14 protein-coding genes are annotated in these 20,209 nt (G+C 28.2%); 2 read left to right on the top strand and 12 right to left on the bottom strand.

The genetic code is table 11. The features are described 5' to 3' along the window. Nucleotides 1–10: 10 nt before the first annotated feature. From ACH36K_RS04955 to ACH36K_RS04900, 12 genes are all read right to left on the bottom strand, one after another. Entirely contained in the window at nucleotides 11–886 is an 876-nt protein-coding gene (locus ACH36K_RS04955) for a phosphotriesterase (RefSeq protein ID WP_411169849.1), read from the bottom strand. Nucleotides 887–1,134: 248 nt separating this feature from the next. Beyond that, entirely contained in the window at nucleotides 1,135–2,421 is a 1,287-nt protein-coding gene (locus tag ACH36K_RS04950; protein ID WP_411169848.1) for a YhfT family protein, read from the bottom strand. Nucleotides 2,422–2,571: 150 nt separating this feature from the next. Then, nucleotides 2,572–2,928 (bottom strand): DUF2620 domain-containing protein, encoded by a 357-nt coding sequence (locus ACH36K_RS04945; RefSeq protein ID WP_097033665.1) that lies wholly within the window; start codon nucleotides 2,926–2,928, stop codon nucleotides 2,572–2,574. 202 nt (nucleotides 2,929–3,130) lie between these two features. Then, entirely contained in the window at nucleotides 3,131–3,475 is a 345-nt protein-coding gene (locus tag ACH36K_RS04940; protein WP_411169847.1) for a PRD domain-containing protein, read from the bottom strand. A 50-nt stretch (nucleotides 3,476–3,525) separates the two neighbouring features. Further along, complete coding sequence (yhfZ, locus tag ACH36K_RS04935; protein WP_411169846.1) at nucleotides 3,526–4,452, bottom strand: GntR family transcriptional regulator YhfZ; 927 nt, start codon at nucleotides 4,450–4,452, stop codon at nucleotides 3,526–3,528. 239 nt (nucleotides 4,453–4,691) lie between these two features. Then, a complete protein-coding gene (locus ACH36K_RS04930; RefSeq protein ID WP_411169845.1) occupies nucleotides 4,692–6,464 on the bottom strand; it encodes a leucine-rich repeat domain-containing protein in 1,773 nt (590 codons plus the stop codon). A 481-nt stretch (nucleotides 6,465–6,945) separates the two neighbouring features. After that, complete coding sequence (locus ACH36K_RS04925; protein WP_411169844.1) at nucleotides 6,946–8,697, bottom strand: sensor histidine kinase; 1,752 nt, start codon at nucleotides 8,695–8,697, stop codon at nucleotides 6,946–6,948. Then, the gene (locus ACH36K_RS04920) at nucleotides 8,672–10,240 is read right to left on the bottom strand and encodes a response regulator (RefSeq protein WP_411169843.1); all 1,569 of its coding nucleotides are present in this window, start codon (nucleotides 10,238–10,240) and stop codon (nucleotides 8,672–8,674) included. The genes ACH36K_RS04925 and ACH36K_RS04920 overlap by 26 nt, the downstream gene beginning before the upstream one ends. Before the next feature lie 213 nt (nucleotides 10,241–10,453). Further along, nucleotides 10,454–13,702, bottom strand: a complete 3,249-nt coding sequence (locus ACH36K_RS04915; RefSeq protein WP_411169842.1) for a glycoside hydrolase family 2 TIM barrel-domain containing protein — start codon at nucleotides 13,700–13,702, stop codon at nucleotides 10,454–10,456. A 106-nt stretch (nucleotides 13,703–13,808) separates the two neighbouring features. Continuing rightward, nucleotides 13,809–14,654 (bottom strand): carbohydrate ABC transporter permease, encoded by an 846-nt coding sequence (locus ACH36K_RS04910; RefSeq protein ID WP_411169841.1) that lies wholly within the window; start codon nucleotides 14,652–14,654, stop codon nucleotides 13,809–13,811. After that, a complete protein-coding gene (locus ACH36K_RS04905; protein ID WP_411170654.1) occupies nucleotides 14,647–15,540 on the bottom strand; it encodes a carbohydrate ABC transporter permease in 894 nt (297 codons plus the stop codon). Before ACH36K_RS04905 ends, ACH36K_RS04910 begins: the two co-directional genes overlap by 8 nt. A 98-nt stretch (nucleotides 15,541–15,638) precedes the next feature. Further along, nucleotides 15,639–16,949 (bottom strand): ABC transporter substrate-binding protein, encoded by a 1,311-nt coding sequence (locus tag ACH36K_RS04900; protein WP_411169840.1) that lies wholly within the window; start codon nucleotides 16,947–16,949, stop codon nucleotides 15,639–15,641. A gap of 376 nt (nucleotides 16,950–17,325) precedes the next feature. Here ACH36K_RS04900 and ACH36K_RS04895 point away from each other — a divergent pair, with 376 nt between their 5' ends. Continuing rightward, nucleotides 17,326–18,930, top strand: coding sequence for an NTP transferase domain-containing protein (locus ACH36K_RS04895; protein WP_411169839.1), 1,605 nt, complete (start codon nucleotides 17,326–17,328; stop codon nucleotides 18,928–18,930). An 11-nt stretch (nucleotides 18,931–18,941) separates the two neighbouring features. Beyond that, complete coding sequence (gene eutH / locus ACH36K_RS04890; RefSeq protein ID WP_411169838.1) at nucleotides 18,942–20,144, top strand: ethanolamine utilization protein EutH; 1,203 nt, start codon at nucleotides 18,942–18,944, stop codon at nucleotides 20,142–20,144. Nucleotides 20,145–20,209 lie beyond the last annotated feature (65 nt).

The following is a 20,209-nucleotide window of genomic DNA, read 5'->3' as shown; positions in this document are numbered from 1 at the left end:
GATTTTCCTCCTACTTAAGGTTATATATATTTTTTATATTATTAACTAACATATTTTCTATATGTTTGTTAGAAATTTCATTTTCATATAATCTTGGTAAAAAGTTATCTATTAAATAACTATAACCAAGTCCACCATTTCCTTTAAAGTGAGATTTTCTTGTAATATCCATAGACATAACTATTTGATTGCTATATCCTTTTTCACAAAGAGCTTTTAACCACTCTACTCTCTTTTCATCTGGCTGATAATTATTTTTTCCAATTGTATCAAATGCTATATTTACTCCTGTATCAACTAATCTAAACATATATTCTAAATCACCACTTAGATCTATATGACTTAATGTAACTTTAGATAAGTCAACGTTAAACTCTTTAAATATTTCAATTTGCTCTAATCCTAATTTTCCAAGTGTTGTATGTGTTATTATTGGTGCTCCTGTTTCAGAGTGTGCTCTACATGAAGCTTCAAAAACTTTCTTTTCCATTTCCTCTATTTTATTTAAGCTAGTTCCTATTTCTCCTATAACAGCTGCTTTAACCTGTGTCCCATCTATCCCATTGACTATTTCATCTACTAAAAGCTTTGCCATTTCTTTTTCGCTTATCTTATAAACCTCTTCTGGAAGAAATGGTTCCTTATAGTATCCTGTTGCTTGAAGAATATTTATACCAGTTTCTTTAATAACTTCACTAACATATTCAGTACTTCTTCCCATTCCTCTATTAGTAACATCTATAATGGTAGAAACTCCTTTAGCCTTTAAATCTTTAAACTCTTCTATTGTTTGTCTTTTATTATTTAAAAAACAATCCGCATCTTTTTTTACGCCTGATAAATCTATAGTAATATGTTCATGACAATAAATTATTTCTTTATTCATATAAATATCTCCTTATAAAAAAGTTTATCTATGTAATTTTACTTATTCCGTCCCTTCGCTCCAAGTCATCGAAAAATTACATAGGTGAACTTCAAAGCTGAAGGAAGGAAATTATATATTGGAGTATATGTACTTCTATAACATTTTAGTTATTGAATAAGTTATGCTTATTTTAAAAGTGAGGTAGCAAGTTATTATGCTACCTCTCTATTTAATTAAGTAAAATTTATCTAATTTTTATTTAATTCTTATTTAGGAACTACATATAATCCAACTAAGTTTAATATGTTAATTAAAATTCCTACTGTAATTGCTCCTACTGGACCAACAGCCATATCTACTATTGGCTTCTTTGAAGTTTTATTTAATACATAAAGTCCAACTACTACGAATAATCCAAATCCTGGTGCCATTGCTTGAGCTGCCATCGCACCACCTACTAATAAAGCAACTTCTAGTACTTTACTCATAGCTGTTCTTATGTTATCTCCGCACTTTCTAACTCCTGGGAACTTGTCCATCATCTTAGCCATAACATCTAAGAATAAAATTTCTAAAGTCATTACTACTGCCCCTGCAACAAATGCTAGTATTGGGTTTCCTATTAAGAATCCAGTAACGAATACAAATGTCATACCTGCTGGTGCATATACTCCAGTTGAAATTGCAGTAGTTGCAACTAGTGGTATAAATCCTATACCTCTTGCAAATGCTGTCATTGCAGCTTCAGTTGTTTTTCCTTCTGCTAAAAGATTTAAACTAATAGGGTCTCCAGCTACTAGGCTTAAACTAGTTGCTGCTGATACTAATCCACCCATTAAAGCTAATAAAGGTAAGTTCTTTTTGATTTTTTTAACTCTTTCTTCAAAAAGTGCTGCTAAATCAATCTTTGGTGCATTTGGATCTGGTTTTTCCTTCATTGCAAAAGCAATCATTATTATCATACCTGCAAGTAATGCCATACCTTCTTGATCTAATTTAACCTTAGCTCCATTTATAGTGAAAACTCCATATATTGCAGTTATTTGTCTTACTATTAAAGCAACTATTCCTGTAAGGAATCCTTTTTTAATTCCAAATTGATAAGATACAACCAATGCTGGGAATACTGCAAATGCAACTGTAATTGGAGTACCAACTAGTTTTAATGAATCTAAGAAATTAACTGGTAGCTTTGCAAATAAATCAACAACAAATTGTAATCCATAAACTATACCTACTCCATAAAGAGCTCCAACTATTCCAGATATAACTAGTCCCTTTTTACCACTTGGACAGAAAGATCCAATAATATCAGTACCTAATAATATACTGTGAATTAAGATTATAGATGCAGCTATTGATACCGGAATACCAAAACCAATAACTAATCCAAAGCTTATTGCAAAAGATGTTGCTGCTAAAGCTTTCTTGTCCATTCTACCTTCTAGGTATTCAGGAACTATAGCTCTAAAACCATCATTGAAAACAGCTATACCAGCATTTGCTAGTATTGCTGCTAAAGCACCTAAAAGTGCTACAACTAAATATTGCATAAATAATACCTCCCAAAAATTTTTTAATATAATATATATAAATAAAATATATAACTAATTAAATTTTCTATTTATGTTTTTATGACTGTTTGCTCACTTTATTCAACAAAAGCTAACTTTCATATATAAATACTTGAGTTGATAAATATTTTATAATAGATATTTAAGAATTACTGGTATAACCTCTTCTGCATGTTGTGCTGTAAATCCGTACGCTTTTTTCCCTGCTTCTACTTCTGCTTTTATTTCTGCTTCGCTTTTAATATTTCCTGGCATTGATACTGTTGCACATTGGCCCATTCCAAGTAATGCTATTGCCATTGCAAGTGCTCCACCGCCACCAGTGTTACACGCTCCTAAATAAAAATCTGCTGCTCCTGTTTTTATTGCCATTGCTGCTTCTATATCACTTTTAATTTCAATACTTGCTTTGTCACCTGCTATTTTTGCTGTTATATCTGCTACTCTTTGCTTGTCTATTTGTCCACCTATTACTATTCTTTTCATTTTTATATTCCTCCCTAATTTTAAAAATTTCTTTATATTATTCTAATTTTTTTATTTACTTACTATCTATCTATATCTTTATATGTTTATTTACATTATCTACTTTTCCATATTGTTATTTATCTATTCATTTGTTTATTTTCTTATATATTTGTCCTATATCTATTTACTTGTCCCACTCTTCTTTGTTTACTTAGATTAATTATAGCAATGTACAAACATGCATTATTATAAAATCAAACTCTGAGTCTGGAATTTTTCCTAGAATTTCTTCTAATTCTTTTGTTACTAAATATGCTTTATCATAATTTTTATCTTCTTTTAAAGATTCTGCTACAACTTCATCTAATTTATTAACTAATTTATCTTCTTCAATTCTTGTTAATGCTGAACATAAATGAGTTATAAACATAGATGCATTCTCTTCTAAAAGTGTTATATCCATTTTTTCCTTAAAATGGTCTATTACCTTTAGAACCTTGTCATAATTTTGTTGTGATAATTGTCCTGAGTCTCTTAGTATATTTAATCTTAATGTTAATTCCATCTCCAAACCTCCAATATACGTTTTTTTGTATTTTGATATTAGTAATACCCCTAGTATTGAGGCATTATCTTCTTTTCCATAACAAGTCTTTGATATTCCTTCACATCATCTACATTTAAAACCCTAGAAAAAAGTGCTGGAACAATTGAATTTTTCTTATTTGCAATAATTACTGCTTCTGTATCTTTTATATTTTTATTTTCTCTGTTTATAGGAATAAATTTTATGTCATCTTTCCTATCCTCAATATCATCTAAATTCCAAATTGCAGCATCTATTTTATTTTCTTTTATTGCTGTGATAAACTGACTATAGTTTAATGGAACATATTCTACTTCTATTTCTTCAAAATATATTTTACTTAACATAAACTGATCTATAGAAGAATTATCTATTCCAACTCTTGTACCTTTTTTGAATTCACCATTAAAATCTTTAGAAACAACTATTATATGTTCATTAACATAACTAAAATCTCCAAAAGTTTTAACTATTTGAATTTCCTTATTATTTTCTAAATAATAATCAGCAGTTAGTCTAGAAGTTACTGCAAAATCATATCTGCCATCTTCCAAAGCTTTTAATCTATGGTTAGATCCTCTCATAAAAGCAAGATTTGTATTTATACCTGATCCATTTAAACACTTACAAAGTCCAGTTGCTAGTCCTTCATACCTTTTAGAATAAGGTAATGGCATAACCCCTACTAAAGATTTAATTCCTGTAAGTTCTAAAAGCTTTATATAATTTATCTCCTTTATAAAAGTTCCTAAATGTCCTCTAGATTCTAAAGTTAATGCACCATGCTCTTTTAAAAACTTTAAAGCAGATTGTATTGTACCTCTTGCGGTGTAGTAATTCTCAGAAAGCTCTGCAATAGTCTTAATTCTGTCACCTTCATTTAAAGATAAAAACTCAACTGCCAAGGAATTAATTGCTATTCCAAGCTTTTGCATAAGCGTACTTTGCAAGTCCAATATATCACTTCCTGTCTAATTCTCATTTAATGTACAATATTTTGTATATTTATAATATCACGCTTTGATTACCTTTACAATAGCATTTCAAAAAATATTTCTTGGAAATTATTAGACTAAATAAAGCATTTGTATCATTATATAGAATATCTAATTAATAAAAAAGACGATTCAAGTTTATAATTGAACCGCCCTACCAAAACTTTATATTTATCTTATACTATTAAATTATTTTTATATTATTTTTTCTTCTTAATACTTAATACAGAACCCAATAATAAAGATACTCCAGCTATATATGGTAATGGACTCTCTACCCCTGTTTTTGGAAGGTTGGTATATGAAGTATTATTTTTTGTATCTGATTTACCATTACTATTAGTATCTGAATTATTATTTTCAGTATTTCCTTTGTTATTATTTATATACTTAATTGGTTGTGATACTGATCCTGAATAAGTTCCCGTAGCATTTCCTATTTTCACATCATTTACAAAGGAATAATTCTCAACTACATCTTTTGATATATTATTCCACTTAATCTTATTTGTTTCTGAATTATAATTACCACCACTGCTAATTTCACTAGGCTGTATTCTTTCTCCATTAATACCAACTAAAATATTATCTACCTCAAGTGAAGCATTTGCTTCTAATTCAGATAAATTAATATCTTGATCACTTATATAAAATTCACGCAATTTAGTGAACTCACTTAATGGTTTTATATTACTTATTTTATTAGAATTCAAATTTAAGTACTCTATATTACTCAACTCTTCTAATTCTTCTATTTTACTTATTTTATTAAGTTGTAAAGACAAAAATCTTAAATTTATTAATCCTTTTAATCCTGTTATTTCAGATATTTCATTAGAGTCCATAATTAATAAATCTAAATTATTTAATCCTTCTAGCCCTTCTATTTTACTTATTTGATTTGACCTTAAAATTAAGGTCTCTAAATTCTTTAACTCTTCTAAACCTTCTATTTTACTTATTTGATTTGAATCTAATAATAAGCAATCTATATTAGTTAATCCTTTCAACCCTTCTATTTTACTTATTTGATTTGAAGTTAATTCTAATGATTTTAAATTAGTCAGCCCTTCTAACCCTTCTATTTTCTCTATACTATTTTTTCGTAAACCTAATATTACTAAATTAGCTAACCCTTCTAACCCTTCTATTTTAGCAATGTGATTATCTGATAAATCTAATAAATGTAATTTAGATAAATGGCTTATATTATCAATATAATTTATTTCATTACCATCTAAAAATAAATCCTCTAAATTAGTTAATTCTTCTAAGCCTTCTATTTTGCTTATTTGATTTTTTCCCAAATTAAGATATTTCAAATTTTTTAGGTCTTTTAAAGCTTTAATATCATTAATTTTATTTCCATATAAGTTTAATGTACCTAAATTAGTTAAAGATTTCAAAGGATTAATATCATTTATTTGACCATTCCACACTTCCAAATGTTTCAAATTTTTACAATATTGTAACCCTTCGATGCTATTTACATTTTTATTACTTGCTACTAATTTTGTTATGTTTTCAAGTTGCTCTTTAGTAATATCAGCATTTTCTGCTTGATTCAATGTTTCATTTAATGCTTTCTTTAAGTTAATATCTGGTATATTTATAAATTCATCTTTCTTTTGTAATGATTCATTAATTTTTAAGTTCTCTTCCTCTAAGCTTACTTTTTCATCAATTTTTTTAATATTACCTTCTTCAGCTGAAGCATTTACAGATGGCACTGTTACTTGATCTTGACTTAATGTTTCATTTAATGTTTTCTTTAAATTAATATCTGGTATATTTATAATTTCATCCTTCTTTTGTAATGATTCATTAATTTTTAAGTTGCCTTCCTCTAAGCTCACTTTTTCATCAATTTTTTTAGTATTAACTTCTTCAGCTAAAACATTTAAAGATGGGGCTGTTACTTGAGTAAGTATTGCTGTAGCTACTATTAAAGCATAGATTTTACTTTTATTCATAAAAACACTTCCTTCTATTATTTTCTATATGATAATTATATCACAATATTTGTAAATAATAACGTTAATTTGTATTTCGGACATATTTTGGACGTATTTGGACATATTTTGGACATATTTTTAAATGTTTTACTATTTATATCTAAATACATAAAAAAGTCGCTAAGGCGAGCTTGCCGAGCTGTCGACTTTTTTTGCGCATGTGCATTTAACTGACACTCCAAATTTTATATTTGGTTAGTGGAAGTTACACTACTCAGTGCCCGAAGCTTGCCTGAGGAAAATCTTGCACGCGCACTTTATTCTCTTTTTACTCTATAGGACTAACTTTAATAACTTATGTTCTATAAATAATTTATTCACAGATTTTAAAAATATAATTTCCTATAGAGTAAAAAAAGAGCTTTCATTAAGATAGCTCTTTTATTGAAAAAGAATTAGACCTCAAGTGGGTAACGTTACGCTACCCCCTTTGATTTTTTTATTTCTTAATCGGTATTATTATTGTTACCGTTGTTCCTTTATTTAATTTACTTTTTATCTCTATTCCATATTCATCCCCATATATAAGCTTAATTCTACTATCAACATTATTTATTCCTATTCCGCTAAAATGTTCGTTTTTAGATTCTTTTTTCTCTTTAACTTTTTCTAAAGTCTCTTCTTCTATTCCTACACCGTTATCATATATTTCTATTTTCATATTTTCATCTTGTTCTTTTATGAAAATTTGTATCTTTCCTTCTTCATCTGATGGAAATCCATGGAAGAAGGAATTTTCAATAAAAGGCTGTAGTATTAGTTTAGGCACCAAATAATCATTACAATCAGGCATTATAAAATACTCAACTTTTATTCTGTCTCCATACCTAATATTATTTATAAAAACATAATTCTTAATATTCTCTATTTCATCAGCTACAGTAATAAACTCATCTGTCTTACTAATTGTATTTCTTAATAAACTTATAAAAGAATCTAATGCACTTATTGATTTATCATTACTTCCTTGCCATATAAGCCATTTTATACTTGATAATGTATTAAAAATATAATGTGGATTTATCTGCATCTGCAAGGCATGTATTTCGGCTACTCTCTTTTCCCTTTGAACCTTAACTAGCTCATCTACATATTTATTTAAATCCTTTATCATATAATTAAAGGTAGATGATAACTCTTTAACTTCTTCTGGACCACTTACTTCTATATATTCATCAAAGTTTCCATCCCTTACATTAGACATTTTTTTAGTAAGTAAATATAGAGGTTTAGTCATTTGCCTAACTATTAAAAATATAACTATTAAAATACATAATGTAATTACAACACAAATGAGAATTATATTTCTCATATCATACATTTTTCCTAAGGCTTTATAATTATCTACAGTTCCGCATATAGTTAAATTACAATAAGGAAGTCTTTGAATTAATATTGTATTTGTATCACTTTTATAACTTTTACTTACTTCCTTTGTTAAAGCAAGCTCATCTATGCTTTCTTTAAATTCTTCTTGGACTTCTCCAATATTTTCTTTTTTGTTTGAAGATAGAACAACATTATTTTCATTTAGAACTACTATATCATTTATTTCTACTGTAAAATAATCATAAAATTTTTCAAAATCTTTTTCTTTTATTGTAAAGTATATAACCCCATAAGGCTTTCCATTACTTAAATTCAAAGCTTTTGTTATAACAATTACAGGCTCATCCTTTGTGAAGGAAGTAAATCCCTTTTTTAAATACTGATATAGAATAGTTTTACTATTTTCTAAGGATTTTTTAGAGATATCCATGTCCAATATCTCATTAGAATCCATAGTTAAAAGCTCTTCTCTATTTAAATATGAATTTCCATTTAAACCTACTATTAAAACACTCATATCATATGTATTTGTTGCTAATGCTGATTTCATCTGACTCTTAACATCATATATATTTTTAAAATTTTCTTTTATACTTAAATTTTCTTCAGCGAGAAATACTTTAAAGGCTTTATGAGAATTCACTTCATTTATAACTTTAACTACTTCAGCATGAAAATCATAAAATTTATCATTTACTTGCTGAAATATTTTTTTCTGAGAGTCACTATAAGTTTTTGTAAATATTCCCCTTGAAATATTTATTATAATATAACTAATAGAAGCTGATACACAAATTACTCCTGCAACAACAACACACAATATTTTAAAAAATAAACTATTTTTTATCAGCTTCTTTTTCATTACTTAGCACTCCCTTAACTTTGTTTAATCTTCGATAATTACTAGGAGTATGTCCTACTATCTTTTTAAAGACTCTACAAAAATAACTATGATCTGAGTAACCTACCATACTACTTATTTCAGAAACATAAAACTTATTTTCTTGTAATAGTTCACATGCTTTTTCAATTCTTATTCTATTCAGATATTCTGAAAAGCCTTCCTTACAGTGATTATTAAAATAGAAGGATAAGTAATAATAATTAAAGTTAAATGCCTTTGAAATATCACTTAACTCAAGAGATTTATCATAATGCTCATTTATATAATCTAAAATTTCTTTAATTCTTTCCTCTTCCACATTAATATTTTTTGAAATAATATCTTTAAGTTCTAAAATAATTTTATTAATTTCTTCAATAAAGTCTTGTGAATATGATAAATTATCTATTTTCTTAAAGTATGATTGCCTTAACTCATCTGTTTCTATTTCATAAGATTCTAAACTTACTATCACATTATATAATAAGTTTTTAACAAGGTTTTTAAGCTTATACTCATCGATCCTTAAAGCTATAGCATAATCTACATATTCATTTATCATATTAATTGCTAAATTGAATTCTTTTGTTTTTATTAGATTAGAATATTTATTATAATCAAACTTTACTAACTTGCTTTTTAAATCTATTCCTTCTGTATTTAGTAAAAACTCATCTTTATAATAAAATTTTTGAGATAGGTCTAAAATAAACTTTTCATTATATATTTCTTTAACTTTGTAAATGTTATCAAATTTTGGTGTGATTATAAAAAATATATTTTCTTGAATTAATAAATTCTTCTCAATATATTCTTTAATGTTCTCTACTATTTCTTTATCTTTACTTATTTTATAATTGATAATGTAACAAAGTACTTCATCATTAATTAAGAGCTTCAAATGAATATACTCTTCATTAGTTATAAAAAATTCTTCTATCTTTGTTTTAATTCTTTTTATATTTTCTTTATTTTTTCCATAAATTTGCTTTAAATTTATACCTAAAATTCTAAAGCAAGTATTAGGAAAAATTGCTGAAAACTTAGTATTATCTAATTTAGAATCAAAGCCAAGTAAATATCTTTCAATTAAATTATTGTAATAAACATCCTCATTTTTAATTAACTCTAAACCTGGAATTCTATCAACTGCTTTTTTTAAAGTTACTAAAAGCTGACTTGGATTTAATGTTGGTTTTAATATATAATCTACAGCTCCATTTAAAAGAGTATTTTTAACATATTCAAAATTATCATAGCTACTTAAAATAATAATCTGTAGATCTGGATATTTTTTTTGAACTATTTTGGAAAAATCAACACCATTAAGTATAGGCATAACTATATCAGAAATTATAATGTTAGGCTTTAAGGTATCTATTAGCTCTAATGCCTCTTGCCCATTTGTTGCTTCTCCAACTATTGTAAAGCCTTCCCTTTCCCATTCAAGCATATGTTTCATTCCTTGACGCATAATAAATTCATCTTCTACAATTAAAACCTTACAATAATTTTTACTCATAATATCACCCTCTACAGATTATTATATATAAGTTACACTAAAGATTAAATATTAGGCATGCGAAAATAAATAATAGACCAAAGGTTCGAAGCATATTTGCCACGAGACAAGAAGTTAAAAGACTGTCATAGTGGAGCTATGCCAGGCTTTTGACGACTAAGTAATCGTGACAAATAGGCGAGAAAACTGGTCTAATATTTATTTGATAATGCCTTAAGCCTTTGATATAATAAAACTTAAATTTATATCTTCTTTAGATGAAATTTTATATTCATCATGTACTAAGGCTCCCCAACTATCATCTCCACCAACACCCATTTGTTTAGCTATTATACGTACCCATGTATAATTAATAGGTGGAAGTTCTTCTATATGCATAGCATTTTCAAGCTCATAAGCACTATATGGTAATACGCTTAACTCAAATGGTATATTTATATATTTAAAAGATAAACCTTCATTATTACTATCTGTTACCCTTACCCATCTTACACCTTTTCTATTTCCACATTCTTGTGGAATTAAATATTTAGATAAATTATTTATAGCTGTATTTTTAAACCTTCCAAGCCTAGCACCATTATTACGATCTATATAATTTTCCTCTGGCCCATAACCACAGTATTCAAAATTACTAAGTTCCTTTTTTAATTTAAAATCCATAGCAAATATAGGTATCTCTGATAAACCCTCTACACCTTTATAATGTATATCAACTTCTATATTCCCATTTGGAGTTACTGTATATTTAACTATATTATTAGTTTTAATGCTAGTTGGCATTATAAATTTATAAGTTAATACTATTTTACCATTTTCTTCTATATATTTAAAGCCTTCTAATTTTTGATTAGCTCCTGCTATTTGCCATTGTGCAGTTCTAAAATCATGGCCATTTCCCCTATCATTATCTGTGGTTGCTCTAAAGAAAGAAGTTCTTGGAACTCTTGTTATATATTCAACTCCATCATAACAAAGAGATATTAAACCTGCTTCTTGTTTAGAAAACATCATTCTAAAGCCTTTACCAACTACACCTATATTCACATCTCCATGGATAATCTTGAAACTTTGTGGTGAACTGCTATTTTCAATCACTTGTAACAACTTGTCTTTATCTTCTATAACTTCTTTGGGGTATTCTTCTAATGATTTATTTAGATTATCTTCCTGTAAAATTTCTTTTAATGTACTTTTCTTGCTATTTATATTTTCACTAACTTTTGTACAACCTTTGCAATCTATATTATAAACTTCTTGACCAAAAGATACTTCAAACCCTTTATTAGCCCACAATAAATTTTCCTTTAACCTCATAGATATATTATAGGTATATTCCCCATAATTTTCAATATTTGGATATTGTATCTCTATATACTTTTCTGTTCCTGGTTCAACATCAGCTTTTATCATAGTTTCAAAAATCTTTTCGCCTTCTTTTTCAATATATACTACAAAATCATATTCATCTGTTCCCACAAATAAATTATTATTTTTTATAGTTACACCTTTGTTGTTAGGAATAATTTTTACATTTGAATATAAATATTTTACTTCTTGAGCCTTTGGAGATACACTTCTGTCAGCATAAACAATTCCATCAGTACAGAAACAATAGTCTGTTGCCCTATCATCAAAGTCCCCTCCATATGCAAATACTTTTTTTCCTTCTTTATTAGTTACTTCTATTGCTTGATCTATATAATCCCATATGAATCCACCTTGATACAGTTCATATTTATCCTCAAGATCTGTATATAACTTCATTCCTCCACAGGAATTGCCCATTGCATGCATATATTCACAGCTTATATAAGGCTTTTGTGGATTGTTTTTTAAATATTCCTCTATATCTGAAGGCTTTGCATACATTCTACTTTCAATATCACTTATTTCATCAAATTCTCTATTCCAAAATACCCCTTCATAGTGAACTAATCGAGTATCATCATTTTCATGAAAATACTTTGTCATCTCTAAAATATTTGTTCCTGCATAAGATTCATTACCACATGACCACATTAAAATTGATGGGTGATTTTTATCTCTTTGAAGCATTGATTCTGCTCTATCAATTACAGTATTTCTCCATTCTGGAATTGAACCTGGAACATTCCACTCTGGATCACATGCCCCCATCTTTTGCCATGATCCATGACTTTCTAAATTGGCTTCATCTATTAAATAAATTCCATATTCATCACAAAGATCATACCAAAGACTTTGATTTGGATAGTGAGATGTTCTTACTGAATTTATATTATTTTGTTTTAAAAATTTTATATCCCATAACATATCCTCTTTAGTAATTGCACGTCCATTTTTAGAGCTAAATTCATGTCTATTTATTCCTTTAAATACTATCCTCTTTCCATTTAAACACATCAGCTTATTAATTAATTCAAACCTTCTAAATCCAACATTTTGAGGAACTATTTCTAATAAAGTTCCTTCATTATCTAATAACTCAATATAAAGTTTATATAAATAAGGACTCTCGGCACTCCATACCTTAACTTTATTTATAGTAGACTTAAAGCTTACTTTATTAATGTCTTTATTAGTGGTGTTACTATCATTTTCATTATTATATTTATCAAATTTAACTTCTTGAAAGCTATGAATCAAATTATTATTTTTATCTTTTAAATATGCTTTTACAATACATTCTTTATTATTGTTTAATTTTATATCTATACTTAATTCACCATTAGTATAAGTATCATCTAACCCTGCCTTTACAAATAAATCTTCTACATGATAATTTGGTGTTGCATATAGATAAACATCCCTAAATATTCCTGAAAACCTCCAAAAATCTTGGTCTTCTATCCAGCTAGCACTACTTCTTTTATATACTTCAACAGCTAATTTATTTTCTCCATCCTTTAGATGCTTTGTTAATTCAAATTCTGATGGAGTAAATGTGTCTTCACTATAGCCTATAAACTCTCCATTTAACCATACATAAAATGCTGTTTCAACACCTTGAAAGGATATATAAATCTTTTTATTTTTCAATTCTTCTTTTACTTTAAAATATTTAACATAACTTCCAACTGGGTTATACTCTTCTGAAACTTGTGGAGGTCTTAATTCCTCTACTCCATCCCATGGATACATTGTATTTATATATTGACATTTATCATAGCCTTGCATTTGAATATGTCCTGGTACATTTATATAATCAAAACTACTGCAATCATAATCCTCCTTATAAAAATCTTTTATCCTGTTACTTGGATTAACTGCATAAGAAAATCTCCATTTTCCATTTAAACTTTGCTTAAGTGGTATATCATATCCTAATGACAAATCCTCTTTCTTATCATAAAATAAATGATCTGAATGGGAATCTATCCTATTAACTCTAAAAACTTCTGGATTTTCTAACCAATCTAAGCTTGGCTCATTTTGTAAGTTTTCAGTGCTTTGTGAGCTTTGTATATCTAACATAAACATAACACCTCTTTTCTGGTTTTATCTTTTTATTTGGCTGTGTTAAGAGCATTTACCTCTAACACAGCCTTTTTTAAAATAATTGAACCCCTGGAGGGAGGGGCAATAATTATCCTTTCATTGAACCTGTCATACCTGCAACAAAATGCTTTTGCATTAAGAAGAATATTAAAGCTGTAGGCAGAGTTGCTATTAAAACAGCAGTCATCATCAGTCCATAATCAGGAGTATATGATGAGCCTAATGCTGATATAACAAGTGGTAATGTTCTTTTCTCTGGTGATTGTAATGCTATAAGTGGCCATAAGTAACTGTTCCAGCTAGCCATAAAAGTAACTATTGTTGCTGCTGCATAAGTTGACTTCATTGTCGGTATATAAATCTTAAAGAAAATGCCAAATTCCCCTAGACCATCTATTCTTGCTGCTTCCATTAAGTCCTTTGGAAAACTCTTTGTGTTTTGCCTAAAGAAGAATATTAAAAATGCTGTTGCAACTGAAATAATAATTACTGAACCATGTGTATTTAAAGATATTCCTTTTAATGGAACAACGTTGCTAAATTTACTAAACATTCTAAACAAAGGTACCATTAAGGCTGCAAAAGGTACCATCATAGATAGTAGTATAAATTTAAATATTTTATCTTTAGTCTTTGTTTTATATACCTCAAAGGCATATCCTGCTAGTGAAGAAATTAGCATAGCTAAAACTGTAGTAACAGCTGCAATTTTCAGTGAATTTTTAAATGCTGTCATATATTGCAAGTCTGATGCTAATAAGTTTTTTAGATTTTCAAAAAAATATGTTCCTGGTATTAATGTGCCTTTTGTAATTTCAACGGACTTATTAGTTGTAGCTATGACCATCCAAATAAATGGGAAGACTGATATAAAAGATAAAATAATTAAAAACACATATTTAATAAAATTTATTATCTTACTTTTTTTATTCATCCTTATCCCCTCCTGCTTTTAATTGAATAAATGATAGTATCACTATAATTAGTACTACTACATATGATATTGCTGCTGCATATCCAAAGTTTGGTGAATATTTAAATAATAAATTATATATATATTGTGAAATTGTAATTGTTGCATTTGCTGGTCCTCCAAGTGTTATATTTGCAGTTTCATCAAATAATTGTAATGTTCCTATTGTAGAATTTATTGTTGTAAATAAAATTATAGGTTTTAGTAATGGAAGAGTTATGCATTTGAATCTCATAAAAGCACTTGCCCCATCAATTTCAGCTGCTTCATATATAGAATCATCAATTGATTGCATACCAGCTAAGTAAAATACCATATTATAACCTGTCCATCTCCATGTTATTGCTATTATAATTAATACCTTTGCCCATATAGGATGAGTAATCCATGCAATTGGTTCTGATATAACATTAATTTGCATTAAAATTACATTTATAAATCCATCAGTGGCAAATAGACTTTTAAAAATAATAGAATATGCTACAAGTGACGTAACACATGGTAAAAATATTGCTGTTCTAAAAAATCCTCTTGCTTTTAATTTTTTATCATTTAATAAAGCTGATATTCCAAGGGCTAATATAGTCATAATAGGCACTTGGATTATTAGATATAATAATGTATTAAATAATGCCTTTTTAAATGTTGAATCTGTTAACAACCTTTTATAGTTATCTATTCCTACAAAGCCTAGATTATTTCCCAGTCCACCTTGGAAGGAAGTTATAAAAGCTTGTACCATTGGATAAAACACAAAGACTGTTATTAAAATAATGCTTGGCATAATAAATATCCATGCTTTTCTATCCGACTTATAATTGAGACTATTGTTTTTCTTTCTTACTATCAAGCCTATTCCCCCTATATAGAAAATAACCATTTACTAATTTTTATTTTAATAAATGGCTACTCTCCTTATAATAATTATTTCTCTTTTAACTCTTATTATTGTGCTACAGCTGATTCAATTTGGCCTTGGAAATTCTTTAAAGTTGAATCAATATCAGCTCCACCTACTATAGCTTGAACAGCTTCAGTCATAATACTTTCAATTGCATAAGTGTGTAGTCCATAATTTACTGAAGGTACTTTTTCATTCCATTTTGCAAAATCTGCAAATATTTCTTGACCACCAAAGAATTCATTTGGCTTAGAATAATTTGGAGCTTTTGCTGCTGCTTTTAGAGTACTTACTAAATTTATATCTTGTGCTAATCCATTCATTAAATCTGTATTTGAAGCAAAAGTTTTTCCTAAGAAATCTACTGCCATATCTGTGTTTCCAACATTTTTAAGAACATACCATCCTGCTCCACCTAGTGAAGATGCATTAACAGATTTAGAATTAGCTCCCATCTTAGGGAATGGTGCTATAGCCCATTTTCCACTTTGATCTTCAGCCTTCTTAATTGAAGGTGCAATCCAACAACCTGTAACTACTGATGCAACTTCTCCTTTATTAAATGCTCCTACAAATTGATCCCAATTTGCTACTTGCTTTGTAATTCCTGATTCAGTTAAATCCTTATATGTCTTTAGAGCATCTTTTAATGCTTGATTATCTGCTATAGTAACCTTACCATTTTCATCTGTGTACCATGCTCCAGCACTTTGTAACATCATTCTAATTTGTCCTATATCACTTGGATCTAGTGTACACATAGCAACACCAGTCTTTTCTTTTACAGCTTTACCTATTTCAATGTATTTTTCCCAAGTTAGGTTTTGCATATCTTCCTTAGTGTATCCAGCTTTTTCTATTAAATCTGTTCTATAGAAAGTTTCTGCAACTCCACTATCAAAAGGAATTCCATATAATTTACCATCAACATAATTTACACCTGTTTTAAACTCTGCAAAATCTCCTGCTTTAGCTATAGATGATAAATCTGCAAATTCATCTTTATATGATGTTAGATATCCTTGAATTCTATAATCTTCAACTAATACAACATTAGGAAGTCCTTCATAAGATCCTGAAGATAAGCTTGTATTTAATTTAGCTACAATATCATTTTGAGCCATTGTAACAACTTCAATTTCTGCGTCAGGATGATCCTTTTTATATATTTCCTTTGCTTTATTTGCTGCTACTATGTTGAAAGACTCGTCCCATGCCCATATTGTTATTTTGTTACTTTTAGCATTTTTATTATCCGTCTTATCACTTGTGTTTTTGCTATTTCCTCCACAAGCTACTAAACCTAAAGTTAACGTTGCTGCTAATAAAATTGATGTCAATTTTTTAATTTTCATTTAAACCCCTCCATCTTAATATTCTCTTTGTCATTCCCCTTTTATGAAAAGTGTATTAAGCTTAACTAGGCTTGTTTACATTTTGTAATGCTTTACACCTTATGCATTTATATTATCATAACTTAATTGCTTTAATTTAGAAGATTCTTTACTTAAACTTTTAATATTTTTAGATTTTATTTTCTACATTACATAAGAAATGGATTATTTTTATAAACTTGTACTATTTTTAGATTAGAATAAATAAAATTTCTATTATCATAATTTAAAGATAAATCTTGTAAATTCTTTGAAACTACTTTATAATTGTATTGCGTTCAATAGATGAACATTATAAATTATACATATATTAAGTAACGAAATTATGGAGGTCATTATGGAATCAAATGAATTTAATAAAAATAAGGTTGATAATGCCATTATAATGGCAGCAGGTCTTTCCTCTCGTTTTGCTCCACTATCTTTTGAAAGACCAAAAGGTTTATTAGAAGTAAAAGGCGAAATACTTATTGAAAGACAAATAAAACAATTACAAGAAGCAGGAATAACTGATATAACAATAGTTGTTGGATATATGAAGGAAAGCTTTTACTATTTAAAAGATAAATTTAATGTAGAAATTGTAGTAAATAATGATTATAACAAAAGAAATAATAATTCAACATTATACTTAGTTAGAGAAAAACTTAAAAATACTTATATTTGTTCTTCAGACAACTACTTTACTAAAAATGTATTTGAGAGTCATGTAGAATTCTCATATTACTCAGCTGTATATGCAGAAAGCGAAACAGATGAATACTGTATAACAACTGACGAAAATGACATAATAACTAATGCAAAAGCTGGTGGATATGATTCTTGGATTATGTTAGGTCATGTTTACTTCTCAAAGGAATTTTCAGAAAAATTTGTTGAAATTCTAGAAAAAGTATATAACGATCCAGGAGTGGACAAACTTTTATGGGAAGATATATACATAAATCATATAAACGAACTTCCTATGAAAATTAGAAAATATGATAAAAATGATATTTTAGAGTTTGATTCATTAGATGACTTAAAGAATTTTGATTCATCTTATATAAAAGATACGCGTTCAAAAATAATTAAAAATATTTGTTCTATATTAGTGTGTGAAGAAAATGAAGTTTGTAATGTAGTTCAAATAAAAAAAGGACTAACAAACACCTCATTTTTATTTGAAGTAAGAAATGAAAAATATATATATCGTCATCCAGGTGCTGGAACAGAAGAAATAATAAATAGAGAAAGTGAATGTTTCTCTCAACAAATTGCTAAAGAATTAGGATTAGATAATACATTTATTTATATGTCTCCTAATGAAGGATGGAAAGTTTCTAAATTTATAGATAATTGTAGAGATTTTAATTATAGAAACCCAGAAGATGTAAAAAAAGGCCTCTCTTTAGTAAAAAAACTCCATGATAGCTGTATAAAATCAAACTGGGAGTTTAGTATTTTTGAAGAAACTGAGAAATTACTAGATTTAATTAATGAAGAATCTCACCTTCCTCACTTTAATGATATTGAAACTTTAAGAGAAAAAATTAGCAATCTATATGAATATGCTGAAGGTGACAATATAGAAAAGCGCTTATGTCACAATGATTGTTATGATCCAAATTTCTTAACTGATAATAACAATATATACCTAATAGATTGGGAGTACTCTGGCAATGCTGATCCAGCCAGTGATATGGGTACATTTATATGTTGTTCTGATTATACAGTTGATGAAGCTATGGAAGTATTAAAAATTTACTTTGGAAGAGATCTGACTTTAGTAGAGAAATGTCACTACATTGCTTATATAGCTATTAGTTCATATTACTGGTTTATATGGGCATTATACAAAACATCACTTGGTGAAGATGTTGGAAACTACTTAGATCTATGGTATGAATATGCAGATACATATGGAAATGTTGCCCTAGATTTATACAAAAACAAAAAATAGGAGGATTTTCTATGGAGATAATAGGAAAGATAGTCGTTTATATAATTATGTTCTGTGCAGTAGTTGGTGCTATTGCATCAATAGTTAAAGAAGAGAGCGAGCTTGGAAATCAGTTCTTAGAAGGTATAAACTCAATAGGAGCAATATTCTTACCTGTAGCAGGTATAATGGCATCTGCTCCTTTTATAACTAAGTTTGTTTCTACTATCTTTGGACCGCTATTCCAAGCTGTAGGAGCTGACCCAGCTATGGCTGCTACTACATTTATAGCTGTAGATATGGGAGGCTATCAACTTGCTGAAGCACTAGCTTCTACTAAAGAAAGTTGGATAATGGCAATGACAACTGGATATATGGCTGGTGCTACTATTGTATTTAGTATCCCAGTTGGATTAAAGATGATAGGAAAAAAAGATCATAAATATCTTGCTTTAGGCATGATGTCTGGTATATTAACTATTCCTATAGGTGTACTAACTTCTAGCTTATTTATTGCATTAAACAAACCATTTGTTAGAGATATTATAAGTACAGATGCTGCTTCAACTTATCAATTATTATTAAGTTATATGCAAATCTTTAGAAATCTAATACCTTTAATTATAATTTGTGCAGCTATTGCTATTGGATTATTAATTAAACCAGATGCAATGATAAAAGGATTTATTGTATTCGGTAAGGTTATGGATTCTGTTTTAAGATTAGTATTTGTATTTTGTGTTGTTGAATATTTCACTGGATTATTTAGTACTTTATTTGGCGTCTGGGGATTTGATCCTATAATAGCAGATGCTGTTGACCAGGTAAGAGCTCTTGAAGTTGCTGGAGCTATAGGAATAATGCTATGTGGTGCTTTCCCTATGGTATATTTAATTAAAAAATATCTAGCAAAACCTTTAAATGTAATAGGTAAAAAGTTCGGTCTTTCTACAGATGCTACTACTGGCTTACTTGCAGCAGCTGCAAATGTACTAGCCTTATTCGCTATGATTAAAGACATGAATGCAGAAGATAAAGTTAAAACTATTGCTTTTTCAGTATGTGGTGCCTTCCTTATAGGTGATCATTTAGCATTTACTGCAAACTTCCAACCTAATTTAATATTACCTATTATGATTGGAAAATTAGTAGCTGGAGTTTGTGCAGTTATTATAGCAGTTAAAATTGCAGTTCCAAAAGCAAAAAAATTAGAAGAACTTTCCACTGAAGTTTAAAAAATGTAATCAAAAGCCTATAGAAATTTTCTATAGGCTTTTTCAGGCCTGCTGACAAAGTATCA

This window comes from Clostridium sp. MB05 (assembly GCF_046581255.1).
Lineage (GTDB): Bacteria > Bacillota > Clostridia > Clostridiales > Clostridiaceae > Clostridium.
This window is presented reverse-complemented; position numbering and strand designations above follow the sequence as displayed.

Excerpts from the sequence above, each read along its gene's own strand:
- ACH36K_RS04955 (WP_411169849.1), bottom strand. The coding sequence starts at position 886 with ATGAATAAAGAAATAATTTATTGTCATGAACATATTACTATAGATTTA.
- ACH36K_RS04950 (WP_411169848.1), bottom strand. The coding sequence starts at position 2,421 with ATGCAATATTTAGTTGTAGCACTTTTAGGTGCTTTAGCAGCAATACTA.
- ACH36K_RS04945 (WP_097033665.1), bottom strand. The coding sequence starts at position 2,928 with ATGAAAAGAATAGTAATAGGTGGACAAATAGACAAGCAAAGAGTAGCA.
- ACH36K_RS04940 (WP_411169847.1), bottom strand. The coding sequence starts at position 3,475 with ATGGAATTAACATTAAGATTAAATATACTAAGAGACTCAGGACAATTA.
- ACH36K_RS04930 (WP_411169845.1), bottom strand. The coding sequence starts at position 6,464 with ATGAATAAAAGTAAAATCTATGCTTTAATAGTAGCTACAGCAATACTT.
- ACH36K_RS04925 (WP_411169844.1), bottom strand. The coding sequence starts at position 8,697 with ATGAAAAAGAAGCTGATAAAAAATAGTTTATTTTTTAAAATATTGTGT.
- ACH36K_RS04920 (WP_411169843.1), bottom strand. The coding sequence starts at position 10,240 with ATGAGTAAAAATTATTGTAAGGTTTTAATTGTAGAAGATGAATTTATT.
- ACH36K_RS04915 (WP_411169842.1), bottom strand. The coding sequence starts at position 13,702 with ATGTTTATGTTAGATATACAAAGCTCACAAAGCACTGAAAACTTACAA.
- ACH36K_RS04910 (WP_411169841.1), bottom strand. The coding sequence starts at position 14,654 with ATGAATAAAAAAAGTAAGATAATAAATTTTATTAAATATGTGTTTTTA.
- ACH36K_RS04900 (WP_411169840.1), bottom strand. The coding sequence starts at position 16,949 with ATGAAAATTAAAAAATTGACATCAATTTTATTAGCAGCAACGTTAACT.
- ACH36K_RS04895 (WP_411169839.1), top strand. The coding sequence starts at position 17,326 with ATGGAATCAAATGAATTTAATAAAAATAAGGTTGATAATGCCATTATA.
- eutH (WP_411169838.1), top strand. The coding sequence starts at position 18,942 with ATGGAGATAATAGGAAAGATAGTCGTTTATATAATTATGTTCTGTGCA.